The following is a 15330-nucleotide window of genomic DNA, read 5'->3' as shown; positions in this document are numbered from 1 at the left end:
CGCTCCTCGCGTGGTTTACTTGATGTTCAGGCTCTTTTTCGCCTCATCCAGCAGATCGGTCTTGACCCAGTCCTTCGCCACCGGCGGCTTGGCCATCCGGCCGACGCCCGTCTTGACCATGATGTCGGTGGTCGTCTGGATGTGTTCCGGCGTGATGTCGTAGGTATAGGGCGAATTGCTGATCGCGTCGTCGAAGTCGTCCTTCGTGATCTGACCCTTGAACACGACTTCGCGCACGTATTTCTCGGCCAGCGCGCGGTCGCGGATGAAGGCGCTCGTGGCCATCACGAAGCAGCGCATGAATTTCTCGGCCACCGGGCGCTTCGTGTCGTGGAATTTCTCGGTCATGACCATCGTCCGCACCGGTTCGCCGATCGGCGTGTCGTACGGTTTCAGCACCTCGACGCCGAAGCCCTTGTTGATCGCCTGCGACGACTGGGGCTCGGATTGCATCATGACGTCGATGTTCTTGCCCAGCAGCGCCTGGTTGAGATCGGCGTACGCCAGGTAGATGATCTGCACGTCCTTGCCGGGCGCCGCGTCGGCGGTGAGGCCCGCCTTCTGCAGCTCGGCCATCAGGAGCACTTCCTGGATGCCGCCGCGCGTCACGCCCACCTTCTTGCCCTTCAGGTCCTTCACGCTCTTGACGTTGGCGTCCGCCCGCGCGACGAGCCGGGCGCCGCCCTTCGCGAAGCCGGCCACGACATAGATCGGGGCACCGCCGGCGCGGCCCGAGATCGCGGCCTCGGACGCCGTCGTGCCGACGTCGAGCTCGCCCGCGATGATGGCCTGCATCACGTCCAGGCCCTTCGCGAAGATGCGCTCCTCGACCTTGATCCCGCACTTGGGCGCGATCTCCTTGATATATGACACCGCGCCGTAGTGCGCGAACTTGAGGTTGCCGAGGCGGACCACGTCCTGCGCCTGGGCGCCGCTCGCGGCCAGCAGCGCGGCGATGGCGAGGGTCTTGCCGAACACGTGTGCTTTCATTGCCTGTCTCTCCGATTGGGGGTAGAACTTTTATTGGAATGAACTGCGTGACGCCTCTGGAACATAAACTCGAAGCAATACATTGTCAAACCGCCCAATCAGGTTTTACCAAGAATCAAATCGATAGGTTGACTGGACGCGTTGCGAATGGCTGAATTGGGGTCTTGACCGGGGAAAACCCGCCCCGACATGGGGTAAAATGGCGTGTTGCGCGCCCGCCGCTTATATATATCAGTACAAAAGGTAGAACATGCTGGATAACCTGACACAACGCCTTGCCAAGGTCGTCAAGACGATGCGTGGCGAGGCCCGCCTCACCGAGGCGAACACCGCAGAGATGCTGCGCGAAGTGCGCCTGGCGCTGCTCGAGGCCGACGTCGCGCTGCCGGCCGTGCGCGAATTCATCGCCAAAGTGAAGGAAAAGGCACTGGGCGAGGAAGTCATCGGCTCGCTGTCGCCGGGCCAGGCCCTCGTCGGCGTCGTGCAGAAGGAACTGGGCGCGCTGATGGGCGCCGACCTCGGTCCGGACGCGTCGCAGCTGTCGTTCGCGCAGCAGCCGCCGGCCGTGATCCTGATGGCCGGCCTGCAGGGTGTCGGTAAAACGACCACCACCGGCAAGCTCGCCAAGTACCTGAAGGAAGAGAAGAAGAAAAAGGTCCTGACTGTCTCCGCCGACGTCTACCGCCCCGCCGCAATCGCGCAGCTGGAATCGGTGACGAAGCAGGTCGGCGCCGACTTCTTCCCGTCCACCGCCAGCGACAAGCCGGTCGACATCGCGAAGAACGCGATCGACTGGGCGAAGAAGCACTATCACGACGTCGTCATCATCGACACGGCCGGCCGCCTGGCCATCGACGAGGCGATGATGCAGGAGATCGCCGCCGTGCACGCGGCCGCGAACCCGATCGAGACGCTGTTCGTCGTCGACGCCATGGTCGGCCAGGACGCGATCAACACGGCGAAAGCCTTCAACGACGCGCTGCCGCTGACCGGCGTGATCCTGACGAAGCTCGACGGCGATTCGCGCGGCGGCGCGGCGCTGTCCGTGCGCCACGTGACGGGCAAGCCGATCAAGTTCGCCGGCGTGTCGGAAAAGCTGGACGGCCTGGAAGCCTTCGATCCGGCCCGTATGGCCAACCGCGTGCTGGGCATGGGCGACATCCTCGCGCTGGTCGAGGAAGCGCGCAAGGGCGTGGACATGAAGGCCGCGGCCGACATGGCCAACAAGATCAAGTCGGGCGGCAAGTTCGACATGAACGACTTCCGCGCCCAGCTCGCGCAGATGAAGAAGATGGGCGGCATGGCCGGCCTGCTCGACAAACTGCCGGCCCAGTTCCAGCAGGCCGCGAGCGGCGCCAACATGGACCAAGCTGAAAAACAGGTGCGCCGCATGTGCGGCATCATCGATTCGATGACGCCGCTCGAGCGCGCCAAGCCGGAACTGATCAAGGCCAACCGCAAGCGCCGCATCGCGGCCGGTGCCGGCGTGCAGGTGCAGGAAGTGAACCGCATGCTGACCCAGTACGAGCAGATGAACACGATGATGAAGAAGCTCAAGGGCGGCGGCCTGATGAAGATGATGCGCGGGATGAAGGGCATGATGCCAGGTATGCGCTGATCATTGATCCATCTCTAAAAAGCCGTGCGCGACCACCGTCCCGCACGGCTTTTTTGTACTTGGGATGCCTGTTTTTTCGCTCTAGAGAGGCCCGGGTAACACAACGGGCTGTTTTAGGGCTTGTAAGAGTGAAAAAATTTCGAAAAAGACTTGCACGAACACTAAAACCCTACCAATATAAGCCGGGTGCGCTCACGCGCAAATTTCCATGTGTTCCGTTTAGGAGGCTCGAAGATGGCAACAGCCAAAAAAACCACCGCAGCGCCCGCGAAGAAAGCCGCTGCCAAGCCTGCTGCGGCGGCAAAGCCGGCAGCGAAAAAGGCAGCAGCTCCTGCCAAAGCAGCAGCACCGAAAGCAACCGCAGCAGCAAAGAAGCCTGCCGCGGCACGCAAGCCCAACGCCGCTTTCATGAAAGAGATGACCCCGTCCGCAACGCTGGCCGCCGTCGTCGGCGCGAAACCGCTGCCGCGCACGGAAGTGACCAAGAAGGTCTGGGATTACATCAAGGCGCAAAACCTGCAGGACGCGGCCAACCGCCGCATGATCAACGCCGACGACAAGCTGAAAGCCGTCTTCGGTGGCAAGGCGCAGGTATCGATGTTCGAAATGACCAAGCTGATCTCGGATCACCTCAAATAAGAACATCCGGCTGGTTGCCCCACTGGCCCCGATATAAAAAGCCCCGGCGAGCCGGGGCTTTTTGCTTTGCATGACATGCCTCATATGAGATTCGACCTGGTCGACCTGCAGCTGTTCCTGCACGTGCTGGACGCCGGCAGCATCACGGCCGGCAGCCGGCGCGCCCACCTGGCGCTGGCGTCCGCGAGCGAGCGTATCCAGCACATGGAAGAAACGCTGGGCGTGCCCCTGCTCGTGCGCGGCCGGCGCGGCGTGCAGCCGACGGCCGCGGGCCTCGCCCTGCAGCGCCACGCCCGCCTCGTGTTCCAGCAACTGGCGCGCCTGCGCGCGGAACTGGGCGAGCACGCGGCGGGCCTCAAGGGCCAGATCCGGCTGCTGTGCAATACGGCGGCGCTGTCGGAATATCTGCCGGAGCGGCTGGCCGGCTTCATGGCGCGCCATCCGGACGTCGACATCGACCTGGAAGAACGCACCTCCAGCGACATCGCGCGCGCGGTGCGCGAAGGCGGCGCGGACCTCGGCATCGTGGCCGACACGGTCGACCTGTCCGGCCTCGAGACCTTCCCGTTCTGCACCGACCGCATCGTGGCCGTCGCACAGCCGGCATTGGCGCGCACGCTCGTCACGCAGGAGGGACAAGCGGTGACGTTCGCGCGCCTCGTCGATTTCGACCACGTCACGCTGACGGGCGACAGCGCCCTGTTCCGCTACCTGAGCCAGCTGGCCGAACGCGCCGGCCGCACGTTGCGCGCACGCGTGCGCCTGCGCAGCTTCGACGCCGTGTGCCGGATGGTGGAGAGCGGGGTCGGGATCGGCCTGGTGTCCGAACCGGCCGCGCGGCGCTGCGCCCGCACGATGGACATCGCCGTGCTGGAGCTGGCCGACGCGTGGGCGGTGCGCCAGCTGTCGCTGTGCATGCGCAGCTTCGAGGGGCTGCCGCGGCATGCGCAGCAGCTGATCGAGGAAATCAGGGCGTAGGGTGAGAAAAATCAGCGGCTGGACACCATCAAGCCCTGCTTGAATTCCCAGTTCTTCCACGCCGCGAGCACCGCATTCGGATACTCGGGCTTGCCGCGGCTGCCGTTGTAGCGGCCGAGGGCGAGATACAGGTTGCCGCCTTCCATGTCGATGTACATGCGCAGGATCGAGCAGCCGTAGCGCAGGTTCGTCTGCATGTCGAACAGCGCGCGGCGGTTCGAATCGCCGATCACCTTCGTCCAGAACGGCATCACCTGCATGTAGCCGCGCGCGCCGACCATCGACACGGCGTACTTGCGGTACGCCGACTCGACCTGGATCAGGCCCAGCACGAGCCCCGGATCGAGGCCCGCGCGCGTCGCTTCGTACCACGCGATCTCGAGGAATTCCGTGCGCGTCTGGTCGTCCGGCAGGCGGCGCTTGAGCCGCGCCGACATCGCGTCGAACCATTGCTGGTAACGGACGCGCGCGACCTCGTCGCGGAAGGCCGGCTTGGGCGGCCGGCCATCGCGGATGGCGTTTTCGAGCGCGAGCCGGACCGAATCGGCAAGCGCTTCTTCTTTCTGGTTGCCGGCCTGCGCCGCGCCGCTGCTCATCAGTGCAGCGGCGAGCAAGACCGGGCCGAGCCGGGCTGCTGCCCGGCCAATCAACCGTCGTGCCATCACTTGCCCAGCTTGCCCTTGATGAAGCCGACCATGTCCGCGGCGGGAACGGCGGTCGCTTCGGCATCGCGGCGACCCTGGTATTCCAGGTTGCCTTCCTTGAGGCCACGCTCGCCGATCACGACGCGGTGCGGCACGCCGACCAGTTCCCAGTCGGCGAACATGGCGCCCGGACGCAGGCCGCGGTCATCGACGATGACGTCCACGCCGGCTGCCTGCAGCTCGGCATACAGGCGATCGGTTTCGGTCTTCACCAGATCGCTGCGGTCATAGCCCATCGGGCACAGCACCAGCTCGAACGGCGCGATGGCGTCCGGCCAGATGATGCCCTTGTCGTCGAAGTTCTGTTCGATGGCGGCGCCCAGGATGCGGGTCACGCCGATGCCGTAGCAGCCCATCTGCATCGGCGCCGGCTGGCCCTTCTCGTCCAGGTAGACGCAGTTCATCGCGGCGGAGTACGCGGTACCCAGCTGGAACACGTGGCCCACTTCGATGCCGCGCTCGATCGCGAGCTGGCCCTTGCCGTCCGGCGAAGCATCGCCTTCGACGACGTTGCGCAGGTCGGCGACGAGAGGTTCGGCCACGTCGCGGCCCCAGTTGGCGCCGGTCAGGTGGTACTCGGCCTCGTTGGCGCCGCACACGAAATCGGCCATGTTGGCGACGGTGCGGTCGGCCACGACTTTCACCGGCTGCTTCGTGCCGATCGGACCCAGGTAGCCCGGCACGGTGCCGTAGGCTTCCAGGATCTCGGCTTCGCTGGCGAAGCGGAAGTCCTTCAGGCCCGGCACTTTCGTGACCTTGACTTCGTTCAGTTCATGGTCGCCGCGCAGCAGCAGCAGCCAGTTTTCCTTGACCTGCCTGCCGTCGACGTCGTTCTCGACCGTCAGCGCGATCGACTTGACGGTCTGGTCTAGGCCGATGCCCAGCAGCTTGGCGACGTCTTCGCACTTGGTCGTCTTCGGCGTGGAGACTTTCGTCAGCGGCTGCGTCGCGGCGCCGCGCTGGGCGATCAGCGGCAGCGCCTCGGCCGCTTCCATGTTGGCGGCGAAATCGGAGTTCGGGCAGTAGACCAGCGCGTCCTCGCCGGTGCTGGCGATCACGTGGAATTCGTGCGAGCCCGTGCCGCCGATGGCGCCGTTGTCGGCCGCCACCGCGCGGAACTTCAGGCCGAAGCGGTTGAAGATGCTGACGTAGGCGTCGAACATCGTCTGGTAGGACTTCTGCATGCCTTCGACGTCACGGTCGAACGAGTACGCGTCCTTCATCGTGAATTCGCGGCCGCGCATCAGGCCGAAACGGGGACGGCGCTCGTCGCGGAACTTGGTCTGGATGTGATAAAAATTCAACGGCAGCTGGCGGTACGACTTGACTTCGGTGCGCACGACGTCGGTCACGACTTCTTCCGAGGTCGGCTGCAGCGCGAAGTCGCGGCCGTGGCGATCCTTGAGGCGCAGCAGTTCCGGCCCCATCTTGTCCCAGCGGCCCGTCTCCTGCCACAGCTCGGCCGGTTGCACCAGCGGCATCAGGAGTTCGATCGCGCCTGCCTTGTTCATCTCTTCGCGGATGATGCCCTCGACCTTGCGAATCACACGCAGGCCCAGCGGCATGTACGTGTAGATGCCGGAGCCGAGTCGCTTGATCATCCCGGCGCGCATCATCAGTTTATGGCTGACGATCTCGGCGTCGGAGGGCGCTTCTTTGAGCGTTGAAATAAAAAATCGTGAGGCGCGCATATCGGTGAATTCTTTTTAAAAAGAGAGGGTTATAATCGACCTAATTTTAAAGGATTAGCTGGCTGATGCATCCAATCTTTATACAAATGGGTCCTAAACACGTGGTGCATGCTGTTGTTCCTGTGCAGGTTGCGCGACAGACGTATCTGGATTGCTAGGTAAAAACGTAAGTAAGAGGGATCAGCCGGCAGAAAGTTTCGAGGTGAATTATGCTCGATCGTGAAGGGTTTCGCCCCAACGTCGGCATCATCCTGCTGAACGCCAACAACGAGGTGTGGTGGGGCAAGCGGGTGCGTGAGCATTCTTGGCAATTTCCGCAAGGGGGTATCAAATACGGCGAGACGCCGGAACAGGCGATGTACCGCGAGCTCGAGGAAGAAATCGGCCTGCGCCAGGAGCACGTCAAGATCGTGGGCCGGACCCGCGACTGGCTGCGCTATGAAGTGCCCGACCACTTCATCAAGCGCGAAGTGCGCGGTCACTACCGCGGCCAGAAGCAGATCTGGTTCCTGCTGCGTATGGTGGCACGCGACAACGACGTCAACCTGCGCCTGACCGACCATCCCGAGTTCGACGCCTGGCGCTGGCACGATTACTGGGTCCCGCTGGACGTGGTCATCGAATTCAAGCGCGACGTGTACCAGCGCGCCCTGCAGGAACTGTCGCGTTTCATCACGTGGCCCGCGAACGGCGAACGCCGCCACAGCTCGCGCTACCTGCGCCAGCCGCACGAGCGGCGCAGCCAGGGCGGCAATGGCAACGGTGGCAGCAAGCCGGCGGCGAATGCCGCGAACGCCAACGCCAACGCCAGCAGCAAGGCGGTGGCGGTGGCCAGCAAGGCCATCGCCGACGCGGCCGGCAGCTCCAAGATGGTGTTGGCGCAACAGGGTGTGACGCGCAAGGAGTGACCGGCGCGAGTAGCGCAGAAGCAACGCAACAAAGGCAAAGCAGCCGTGCGAGCGGTTGTCTTTGCCTTTTTTACGTTTAATGTTTCAATTTTGTTAAAGTTTCTCTCTTATGAAACTGATCGCCACCCGCCGCGGCCGCACCGATAAATACGACGACCTTCTCTGCGTGCGCCGCGACGGCAGCACGACCGGCTGCGCGATGCCGCGCCAGGGCATCCTGCCGCACGACCTCGTGCACTACGTCGTCGAGTCCACGCTCGGCTGGTGCCACGCCTTCTACGGCATGATCGCAGCGGGTGCCGACATCGGCCCCGCGATGGAACAGGCGCACGATCCGGGCAACGCGGCGCTTGCCGACCAGGCCATCCATGCGGAAGCCGTCGTCGAGAGCCTGCAGGCGCAGCTGTGGAGCGGCACGTTCGACGCGGCGATGTTCGACGAAGGCGTGCGCACGGCGTGCACGGGACGCGGCCGCAGCGTGCCGACACTCCCCGCGGATATCGGCAGGCGGCTGTTCGACGCGGTGCTGGCGCTCGACGCGCGCTGGCAGCAAGTGCCCTGGCACGGCACGCTCGAGCTGGACCTGCCGGATCTCTGACCGCGCAGCGAGGCCGGCGCCATCGCGCTACAATGACGCCCTTCCTCCTGGTTTTCCGACGGTTTTCTCCATGTTCACCCCCTCCTCCAACGACGTCCGCCGCTTTTTCTGCGAGGCCTTGCGCAAGCGCCGCGCGGGCGAGATCCTGACCCCGATGGACGCCATCGCCGCCGACTGGATCGAGCAGCATCCCGAATACCACGACGAGCTGACGGACGCGGATGCGGCGGTGGCGCGCGACTATTCCGTCGAAGGCGGCAAACCGAATCCGTTCCTGCACCTGTCGATGCACCTGTCGATCACGGAACAGGTGTCGATCGACCAGCCGCGCGGCATCCGCGCCGCCTACGAGGCGCTGGCCGCGCGCGTGGGCGAGCACGAGGCGCACCACGGCATCATGGAATGCCTGGGCGAGATGATCTGGTCGGCGCAGCGCCACGGCACGCAGCCGGATACCGACGCGTACGTGGAGTGCGTGCGCAAGCGCGTGCGCTGAGCAGACACTCCCGTAAAAAAATCCCTCGACCCGGCCATGCCGGTGCGAGGGATTTTTATTGGACGAAGCCTGATCAGCGCTTCGTGACGAGCGCTGCAGGCAGGCTTTGCAGGTAGGCGGCGATGTCGGCCATGTCGCGATCCGACAACGGCTGGGCCATGCCGGCCATGATCGGGTTGTTGCGGCCGTTGGCGGCTTTGTTGCCGCGCTTGTACGCCGTCAGCGCGTGCACGAGGTAGTCGGCATGCTGGCCGGCCAGCTTCGGATAGCTGGGATCGATCGGGGTCTTGTAGTCGGCGCCGTGGCAGGACGCGCAGTTGTATTTTTTCGCCAGTTCGGCGCCGTTGGCGGCATTGCCCGAAGCCAGTGCCTGGCCGGACAGGGCCAGCGAGGCGGCGCCCAGGGTCAGCGCGACGATCAGTTTATTCATGGCGCGCTCCTTACTTGGACGGGGTCTGTTGCGAATAATAGGCGGCGATGTCGGCGATGTCCTGGTCGGACAGGCTGGCCGCGATACCACGCATGGACGGGTGGTTGCGGTCGCCTTTCTTGTATGCCTGCAGCGCTGCTTCGATGTACTTCGCCGACTGGCCGCCGATCTTCGGTACGCGATAGACTTCAGGGAACGTGCCCTTGTATTCGGGGATGCCGTGGCAGCCGATACACTGTTCGATCTTGTTGGGTGCTGCCTTCGGATTGCCGACGATGTCGGCTGCGCCGGCCGTGCCGGCCATCGAGGCGCCGGCTGCCAGCACGAGTAATGCTGTTGAAATTTTCATGGATGACCTATCGTTGGGTTGAATCGATAGGGCGCCTTGCGACCCGTGCGGCGGCAGCAGGTTTTCTAGACCCCCGGTACTGCAACTGCAATGGCATTTTTGCCACGATCCAATCGATTCTATCCGAAGAATATAGTCGAGTCCATTGGGCAGCGCAGCATGGACGCCCTGCCCGCGTCGCGGTTCTGGCATATACTCGTCGGCATCTCCCTAGCACCGAGTCAGGCCCATGCACGCACCCCGACGCTTCGAAGGCAGCGACAACTACGTCGCCACCGCCGACCTGAAACTGGCGGTCAACGCCGCCCTCACCCTTGCCCGGCCCCTGCTGATCAAGGGCGAACCCGGCACCGGCAAGACCATGCTGGCCGAAGAGGTCGCGGCCGCGCTGGACATGCCGCTGCTGCAGTGGCACATCAAGTCCACGACGAAGGCCCAGCAGGGCCTGTACGAATACGACGCCGTCTCGCGCCTGCGCGATTCGCAGCTGGGCGACGAGCGCGTGCGCGACATTCATAACTACATCGTCAAGGGCGTGCTGTGGCAGGCATTCACGGCGCCGGAGCCGGTCGTGCTGCTGATCGACGAGATCGACAAGGCCGACATCGAATTCCCGAACGACCTGCTGCGGGAACTGGACCGCATGGAGTTCTACGTGTACGAGACGCGCGAGATGGTCGTGGCGAAGCACCGCCCCCTCGTGATCATCACGTCGAACAACGAGAAGGATCTGCCGGACGCCTTCCTGCGCCGCTGCTTCTTCCACTACATTAAATTCCCCGACCGTGACACGATGGCGGAAATCGTCAAGGTCCACTACCCGACCCTGAAGGCCGACCTGCTGTCCGCCGCGCTGCAGAGTTTTTACGAACTGCGCGACGTGCCGGGCCTGAAGAAAAAGCCGTCGACGTCGGAATTCCTCGACTGGCTGAAGCTCCTGCTGGCAGAGGACATCCCGGCGGAGATCCTGCGCAGCCAGGACGGCAAGACGATCGTGCCGCCGCTCGCGGGCGCCCTGCTGAAGAACGAGCAGGACGTGAGCCTGTTCGAGCGCCTGGTGGCGATGGCGAGGCACAACCGATGATCCACGTCGATCCCGTCACCCTCGAATTCAACGGCGTGCGCCTGGAGCCGCTCGCGCTGCACCACCTGGACGGCCTGCGCGCGGCGGCGGCGGACGGCGAACTGTGGAACCTGCGCATCACGTCCGTGCCGGAGCCGCAGGATACGGAAGCGTATATCCGCACGGCGCTGGAAATGGGTAACCGGGTCGCCTTCGCCGTCGTCGACGCGTCCAGCGACACGGTGATCGGCACGACCAGCTACCACGACATCATGCCCGCGATCGACCGCGTGGAGATCGGCTACACCTGGTACGCGAAGAGCCGCCAGCGCAGCCACGTCAACACGAGCTGCAAGCTCCTGCTGCTGTCGCACGCGTTCGACACGCTGGGCTGCGCCGTCGTCGGCCTGCGCACCGATAATTTCAATTATGCGTCGCAGGCCGCCATCGAGCGCCTGGGTGCGAAGAAGGACGGCGTGCTGCGCCACCATGCGCCGCGACGCGACGGGACGGTGCGCGACACGGTCATGTACAGCATCGTGCGCGGCGAGTGGCACGAGATCAAGTCGCACCTGCACTATCGCCTCGCGCGCCACGCAGAGTAAAAGAGGCGCGGCATGCTGATCGACTTCTTCTTCACCTTGCGCGACGCGAAGGTCCCCGTCTCGATCAAGGAATTCCTTACCTTGCTGGAAGCGCTGCAGAAGCAGGTGATCGCGCCGTCGCTCGACGAGTTTTATTATCTCGCGCGCCTGACCTTGGTGAAGGACGAAGCCCATTTCGACAAGTTCGACCGCGCGTTCGGCGCCTTCTTCAAAGGCATCGAGACGGTATTCGACGCAAAGGCCGACATTCCGCTCGACTGGCTGATCAAGCGGCTGGAGCGCGAACTGACGCCGGAGCAGAAGGCAGAGCTGCAGAAGCTCGGCTACGACAAGCTGATGGACCGCCTGCAGGAACTGCTGAAGGAACAGAAGGAGCGCCACGAAGGCGGCAACAAGTGGATCGGCACGGGCGGCACGTCCCCGTTCGGCAACGGCGGCACGAATCCCGAAGGCATCCGCATCGGCGGCAAGGGCGGCAACCGGTCTGCCGTGAAAGTCTGGGACCAGCGCACCTACCGCGACTATGACGGCGAGCGCGAACTGGGCATCCGCAACATCAAGGTCGCGCTGCGCCGCCTGCGCCGCTTCGCGCGCCAGGGCGCGCCCGACGAACTGGCGCTGGACGAGACGATCCGCTCCACCGCCAACAACGCCGGCTGGCTCGACATCAAAATGCAGCCGGAGCGGCGCAACCGCATCAAGGTGCTGATGCTGCTGGACGTGGGCGGCACGATGGACGACCACATCGAGCGCACGGAAGAACTGTTCTCGGCGGCGAAGGCCGAGTTCAAGCACATGGAGTTCTACTATTTCCACAACTGCGTCTACGACCACCTGTGGAAGAACAACCGCCGCCGCCACGCCGAACGCTTTCCCACGTGGGACGTGCTGCGCACCTACCCGCCCGACACGCGCCTGATCTTCGTCGGCGACGCGACGATGAGCCCCTACGAGATCCTCGCGCCGGGCGGCTCCGTCGAATACGCCAACGACGAAGCGGGCGCCGAATGGCTGGCGCGGTTCTGCCACGCGTTTCCGAAATTCGCCTGGCTGAACCCGGAGCCGGAGCACCTGTGGCAGTACCGGCAGTCGATTGCCGTCATCCGGCAGATCATGGGCAACCGCATGTTCCCTGTGACGATCGACGGGCTCGAACGGGCGATGCGGCTGCTCAGCAAGTAATCACCGGGCGCGTACTGCGGCACGCACGATCAGCAGGCCGATGATGTCGATCCACAGGTGCACGAGCACCGCCGCGATCCAGCCGACGTACTGGTAGACCAGGCCCAGCGCGACGCTGCCGCCGAACACCCCGGCCGCCTGCGCCAGCGTGGCGAAGTCGAGCCGGCGGAAGCGGTACGCGGGCGTGTGCGTCACGACGAAGATCAGCGACGTGATCCAGATGCCCAGCAGCGGCTGCAGCGCCGCGCGGAACAGCGTCTCTTCGCCGATGGCGGCGGCCAGCGCGATCCACAGCGGATTCAGGCCGCGCAGGTCGAGGCGCGCATAGCTCGCGATCGTGTCGGTGGTCGACTTCGCTCGCGCCGTCAGGCGGAACATGACGTACGAGCCGACTGCGGCCAGCAATGCAAGACCCTGCCCGATCAGCAGTTGCCACATCGGCGCCATCGGACCGCCGAACGCGGCCAGCGGATCGCGCTGGCCGAACCAGATGATGGGTGTCGCCAGCAGGCAGAACATCAGGCACGTGAGCACCTGGGCCGTCAGGCGGATCGGAGGGCGCGGGGCCGGGGCGGAGATCGATTGGGTCATGCGGCATTCTAAAGCGCCACTTCCTCAATTCCTACATGTAATCGTGCGCACATATCCCTCTTGTAGAATCGGTCGCAAGTATTAACATTTTGGCAAAGGAGCAGGCATGCAAGAATTCCTGTCTGTCCTGACCAGCCTCGCCTGGCCCTTCGCAATCACGCTGGCCTGGCTGGTCGGTGAATTCGGGCAGCGCTGGACGGGCCTGCCGCGCATCAGTTTCTATGGCCTCGTCGGCTTCATCCTGGCCGCGCCCCAGCTCGGCGTGCTGCCGCTGCCGGAAGGCGGCACGACCCTGCTATTGGCGGACGTCGGGTTCGGGTTGATCCTGTTCGAGCTGGGCTACCGCATCAACCTGCGCTGGCTGCGCACGAATCCGTGGATCGGCATCACGGGCCTCGTCGAAGCGGGCCTGACGTTCGTCGGCGTCTACCTCGTCGCGAATGCGTTCGGCGCGGCGCTGATCGACCGGCTGATGCTCGCGTCGCTGTCGATGGCGACGTCACCCGCGACCGTCGTCCGCGTGATCAACGAACAGAAAAGCTCGGGCCAGGTGACGGAACGGGCGCTGCACCTGTGCGCGCTGAACTGCGTGCTGGCCGTGTTCGCGTTCAATGCCACCGTCGGCCTGTGGATCTTCCGCACGTTCGAGGACGTCGGCGACGCACTGTGGAACAGCCTCGTCGTGCTGGGCGTCTCGGCATTCACGGGCGCCGTGTTCGGCCTCGTCGTGCCGGGCGTCCTCCGTCTGCTGGGCAAGCTGGCGCAGGATGCCACCGTCGCCTTCGCGCTGGCCGTGATCCTGCTCGTCGCGATCACGTACGCGCTGGGCCTGTCGCCCGTCGTCGCGGCGCTCGCGTTCGGGCTGACGGCGCGCCACCGCCGCGTCGCGTTCAGCCAGGCGCAGCGCAATTTCGGCGCGCTGGGCGAGCTGCTCACCGTCGTGCTGTTCGTGTTCGCGGCGTCCACGCTCGACTGGCGCCGCGTGTGGGCCGGCGCGGCGCTCGCCGTCGCCCTCGTGCTCGTGCGCCTCATTGCCAAGACGGCTGGCGTGACGGCGTTCGCGCACTTGTCCGGCATCTCTTGGCGCAAGGGTATGCTGACCGGCGTGGCGCTGACGCCGCTGTCCGTGTTCGTGATCCTGCTGATCGAGCATGCGCGCCACGCGGGCGTGCAGGTCGTCGAGGAATTGCGCGCCGTGGCCGCCGTCACGATGCTGCTCGAAGTGTTCGGTCCCATCATCCTGCAGCGCGCCCTCGTGTGGGCGCGCGAAGCGCCGGAGTCCCATCATGCCGCTTGAACCCTTTGCCACCTCGGCACCGCTGACGTTCGGCGTGGAGCTGGAACTGCAGCTCGTCAGCCTGTCCGACTTCGACCTCACGCCGGCCAGCCCCGACCTGATGCACCTGTTGAAGCGCAAGCCGTTTCCCGGCAACGTGACGCCCGAGATCACGGAGAGCATGATCGAGATAAATTCGAGCGTGCAGACCGACTACCGCACGCTGCTGGCCGAGCTGCTGGAGATCCGCGACACGCTGGTCGCCGCCGGCGACGTGCTGAACATCGGCATCGCCGGCGGCGGCACGCATCCGTTCCAGCACTGGTCCGAGCAGCGCATCTCGGCCAAGCCGCGCTACCAGGAATTGTCGGCGCTGTACGGCTACCTGGCCAAGCAGTTCACCGTGTTCGGCCAGCACGTGCACATAGGCTGCGCCAGCGGCGACGACGCGCTGTTCCTGCTGCACGCGCTGTCGCGCTACATCCCGCATTTCATCGCCCTGTCCGCGTCGTCGCCGTTCGTGCAGGGGCACGACAGCGGCTTCGATTCGGCGCGCCTGAATTCGGTTTCGGCCTTCCCGCTCAGCGGCCGCGCCCCGTTCACGCTCAGCTGGGCCGATTTCGCCGACGTCTACTTCGCCAAGATGGAGCGCACGCGCATCATCAGGAGCATGAAGGATTTTTACTGGGACCTGAGACCGAAGCCGGAATACGGCACGATCGAGCTGCGCGTGTGCGACACGCCGCTCACCGTCGAACGGGCCGCCGCGCTCGCGGCCTACCTGCAGGCGCTGTGCCGCCACCTGCTCGAACGGAAGGAAGCGCCGCCGCTGGAAGACGACTACCTCGTCTACAACTACAACCGCTTCCAGGCCAGCCGCTTCGGCCTCGACGGCGTGATCACGCATCCGAAGACGTATGAACAACTCCCGCTGCGCGAGGACATCATCGCCACGCTGGACCTGATGGAGCCGCACGCGCAGGCGCTGGGCAGCCTGGACGCGCTGCTGCACCTGGCCGCGACGGCCAGCGACGGCGGCGACGCGAGCTTCCTGCGCGGGCAGCACGAACGCCAGGGCAGCACGGAGGGCATGGTCGACGCGGCGATCCGGCGTTTCCGCGGCCGCTAATAAAATTTTCATGTTGCGTGTCGATCCGGCGGTCTCCCGTTCGTCGTAGGATCAGAGGATGTCCTCTGCCACCCACACGAAGG

The 15330-nt window shown here is 64.7% G+C and carries 17 protein-coding genes; 11 read left to right on the top strand and 6 right to left on the bottom strand.

The genetic code is table 11. The annotated features are described in order from the left end of the window. Nucleotides 1-15: 15 nt before the first annotated feature. The gene (locus P0M04_RS12700) at nucleotides 16-990 is read right to left on the bottom strand and encodes an ABC transporter substrate-binding protein (RefSeq protein WP_259450821.1); all 975 of its coding nucleotides are present in this window, start codon (nucleotides 988-990) and stop codon (nucleotides 16-18) included. Nucleotides 991-1240: 250 nt separating this feature from the next. Here P0M04_RS12700 and ffh point away from each other — a divergent pair, with 250 nt between their 5' ends. From ffh to P0M04_RS12685, 3 genes are all read left to right on the top strand, one after another. After that, nucleotides 1241-2608 (top strand): signal recognition particle protein, encoded by a 1368-nt coding sequence (ffh, locus tag P0M04_RS12695; RefSeq protein WP_036238185.1) that lies wholly within the window; start codon nucleotides 1241-1243, stop codon nucleotides 2606-2608. A gap of 234 nt (nucleotides 2609-2842) precedes the next feature. Beyond that, the gene (locus tag P0M04_RS12690) at nucleotides 2843-3247 is read left to right on the top strand and encodes an SWIB/MDM2 domain-containing protein (RefSeq protein ID WP_160409423.1); all 405 of its coding nucleotides are present in this window, start codon (nucleotides 2843-2845) and stop codon (nucleotides 3245-3247) included. 84 nt (nucleotides 3248-3331) lie between these two features. Next, nucleotides 3332-4225 carry a LysR substrate-binding domain-containing protein gene (locus tag P0M04_RS12685; protein ID WP_259450820.1) on the top strand — a complete coding sequence of 298 codons (894 nt, stop codon included), beginning with the start codon at nucleotides 3332-3334 and terminating at the stop codon, nucleotides 4223-4225. A gap of 11 nt (nucleotides 4226-4236) precedes the next feature. On the opposite strand, the gene P0M04_RS12680 is transcribed toward P0M04_RS12685, so the two are convergent. Further along, complete coding sequence (locus P0M04_RS12680) at nucleotides 4237-4887, bottom strand: lytic transglycosylase domain-containing protein (RefSeq protein ID WP_259450819.1); 651 nt, start codon at nucleotides 4885-4887, stop codon at nucleotides 4237-4239. Next, entirely contained in the window at nucleotides 4887-6620 is a 1734-nt protein-coding gene (locus P0M04_RS12675; protein WP_259450818.1) for a proline--tRNA ligase, read from the bottom strand. The genes P0M04_RS12680 and P0M04_RS12675 overlap by 1 nt, the downstream gene beginning before the upstream one ends. A gap of 209 nt (nucleotides 6621-6829) precedes the next feature. On the opposite strand from P0M04_RS12675, the gene P0M04_RS12670 reads away from it, so the two are divergent. From P0M04_RS12670 to P0M04_RS12660, 3 genes are all read left to right on the top strand, one after another. Beyond that, nucleotides 6830-7528, top strand: coding sequence for an RNA pyrophosphohydrolase (locus P0M04_RS12670; protein ID WP_259450817.1), 699 nt, complete (start codon nucleotides 6830-6832; stop codon nucleotides 7526-7528). Nucleotides 7529-7637: 109 nt separating this feature from the next. Then, complete coding sequence (locus P0M04_RS12665; RefSeq protein ID WP_259450816.1) at nucleotides 7638-8126, top strand: hypothetical protein; 489 nt, start codon at nucleotides 7638-7640, stop codon at nucleotides 8124-8126. Between the two features lie 70 nt (nucleotides 8127-8196). Then, nucleotides 8197-8622 carry a DUF1841 family protein gene (locus tag P0M04_RS12660; protein ID WP_036238314.1) on the top strand — a complete coding sequence of 142 codons (426 nt, stop codon included), beginning with the start codon at nucleotides 8197-8199 and terminating at the stop codon, nucleotides 8620-8622. Between the two features lie 73 nt (nucleotides 8623-8695). Here the strand turns inward: P0M04_RS12660 and P0M04_RS12655 are convergent, their stop codons facing one another. Together P0M04_RS12655 and P0M04_RS12650 are read right to left on the bottom strand one after the other, a co-directional pair. Beyond that, the gene (locus P0M04_RS12655; protein ID WP_259450815.1) at nucleotides 8696-9052 is read right to left on the bottom strand and encodes a c-type cytochrome; all 357 of its coding nucleotides are present in this window, start codon (nucleotides 9050-9052) and stop codon (nucleotides 8696-8698) included. Nucleotides 9053-9062: 10 nt separating this feature from the next. Further along, the gene (locus P0M04_RS12650) at nucleotides 9063-9401 is read right to left on the bottom strand and encodes a c-type cytochrome (RefSeq protein ID WP_105376421.1); all 339 of its coding nucleotides are present in this window, start codon (nucleotides 9399-9401) and stop codon (nucleotides 9063-9065) included. Between the two features lie 229 nt (nucleotides 9402-9630). On the opposite strand from P0M04_RS12650, the gene P0M04_RS12645 reads away from it, so the two are divergent. From P0M04_RS12645 to P0M04_RS12635, 3 genes are read left to right on the top strand one after another with little or no spacing between them, the layout of a single operon-like run. Beyond that, nucleotides 9631-10485, top strand: a complete 855-nt coding sequence (locus P0M04_RS12645) for an AAA family ATPase (RefSeq protein WP_056124282.1) — start codon at nucleotides 9631-9633, stop codon at nucleotides 10483-10485. After that, nucleotides 10482-11069, top strand: coding sequence for a GNAT family N-acetyltransferase (locus tag P0M04_RS12640; protein WP_259450814.1), 588 nt, complete (start codon nucleotides 10482-10484; stop codon nucleotides 11067-11069). The genes P0M04_RS12645 and P0M04_RS12640 overlap by 4 nt, the downstream gene beginning before the upstream one ends. A gap of 12 nt (nucleotides 11070-11081) precedes the next feature. After that, on the top strand, nucleotides 11082-12251 hold the full coding sequence (locus tag P0M04_RS12635; RefSeq protein ID WP_259450813.1) for a vWA domain-containing protein: 1170 nt from the start codon (nucleotides 11082-11084) through the stop codon (nucleotides 12249-12251). On the opposite strand, the gene P0M04_RS12630 is transcribed toward P0M04_RS12635, so the two are convergent. Beyond that, nucleotides 12252-12842: a CPBP family intramembrane glutamic endopeptidase gene (locus tag P0M04_RS12630; RefSeq protein WP_259450812.1), complete on the bottom strand. Its 591-nt coding sequence runs from the start codon at nucleotides 12840-12842 to the stop codon at nucleotides 12252-12254. Between the two features lie 106 nt (nucleotides 12843-12948). Here P0M04_RS12630 and P0M04_RS12625 point away from each other — a divergent pair, with 106 nt between their 5' ends. Both P0M04_RS12625 and P0M04_RS12620 read left to right on the top strand, forming a co-directional pair. Next, nucleotides 12949-14139 carry a cation:proton antiporter gene (locus P0M04_RS12625; RefSeq protein ID WP_259450811.1) on the top strand — a complete coding sequence of 397 codons (1191 nt, stop codon included), beginning with the start codon at nucleotides 12949-12951 and terminating at the stop codon, nucleotides 14137-14139. Further along, nucleotides 14129-15247 (top strand): YbdK family carboxylate-amine ligase, encoded by a 1119-nt coding sequence (locus tag P0M04_RS12620; RefSeq protein WP_259450810.1) that lies wholly within the window; start codon nucleotides 14129-14131, stop codon nucleotides 15245-15247. Before P0M04_RS12625 ends, P0M04_RS12620 begins: the two co-directional genes overlap by 11 nt. Nucleotides 15248-15330 lie beyond the last annotated feature (83 nt).

The sequence above is a fragment of the Telluria mixta genome, assembly GCF_029223865.1.
GTDB lineage: Bacteria > Pseudomonadota > Gammaproteobacteria > Burkholderiales > Burkholderiaceae_D > Telluria > Telluria mixta.
The sequence above is the reverse complement of the archived record's forward strand: the minus strand, read 5'-3'. Positions and strand labels throughout refer to the sequence as shown.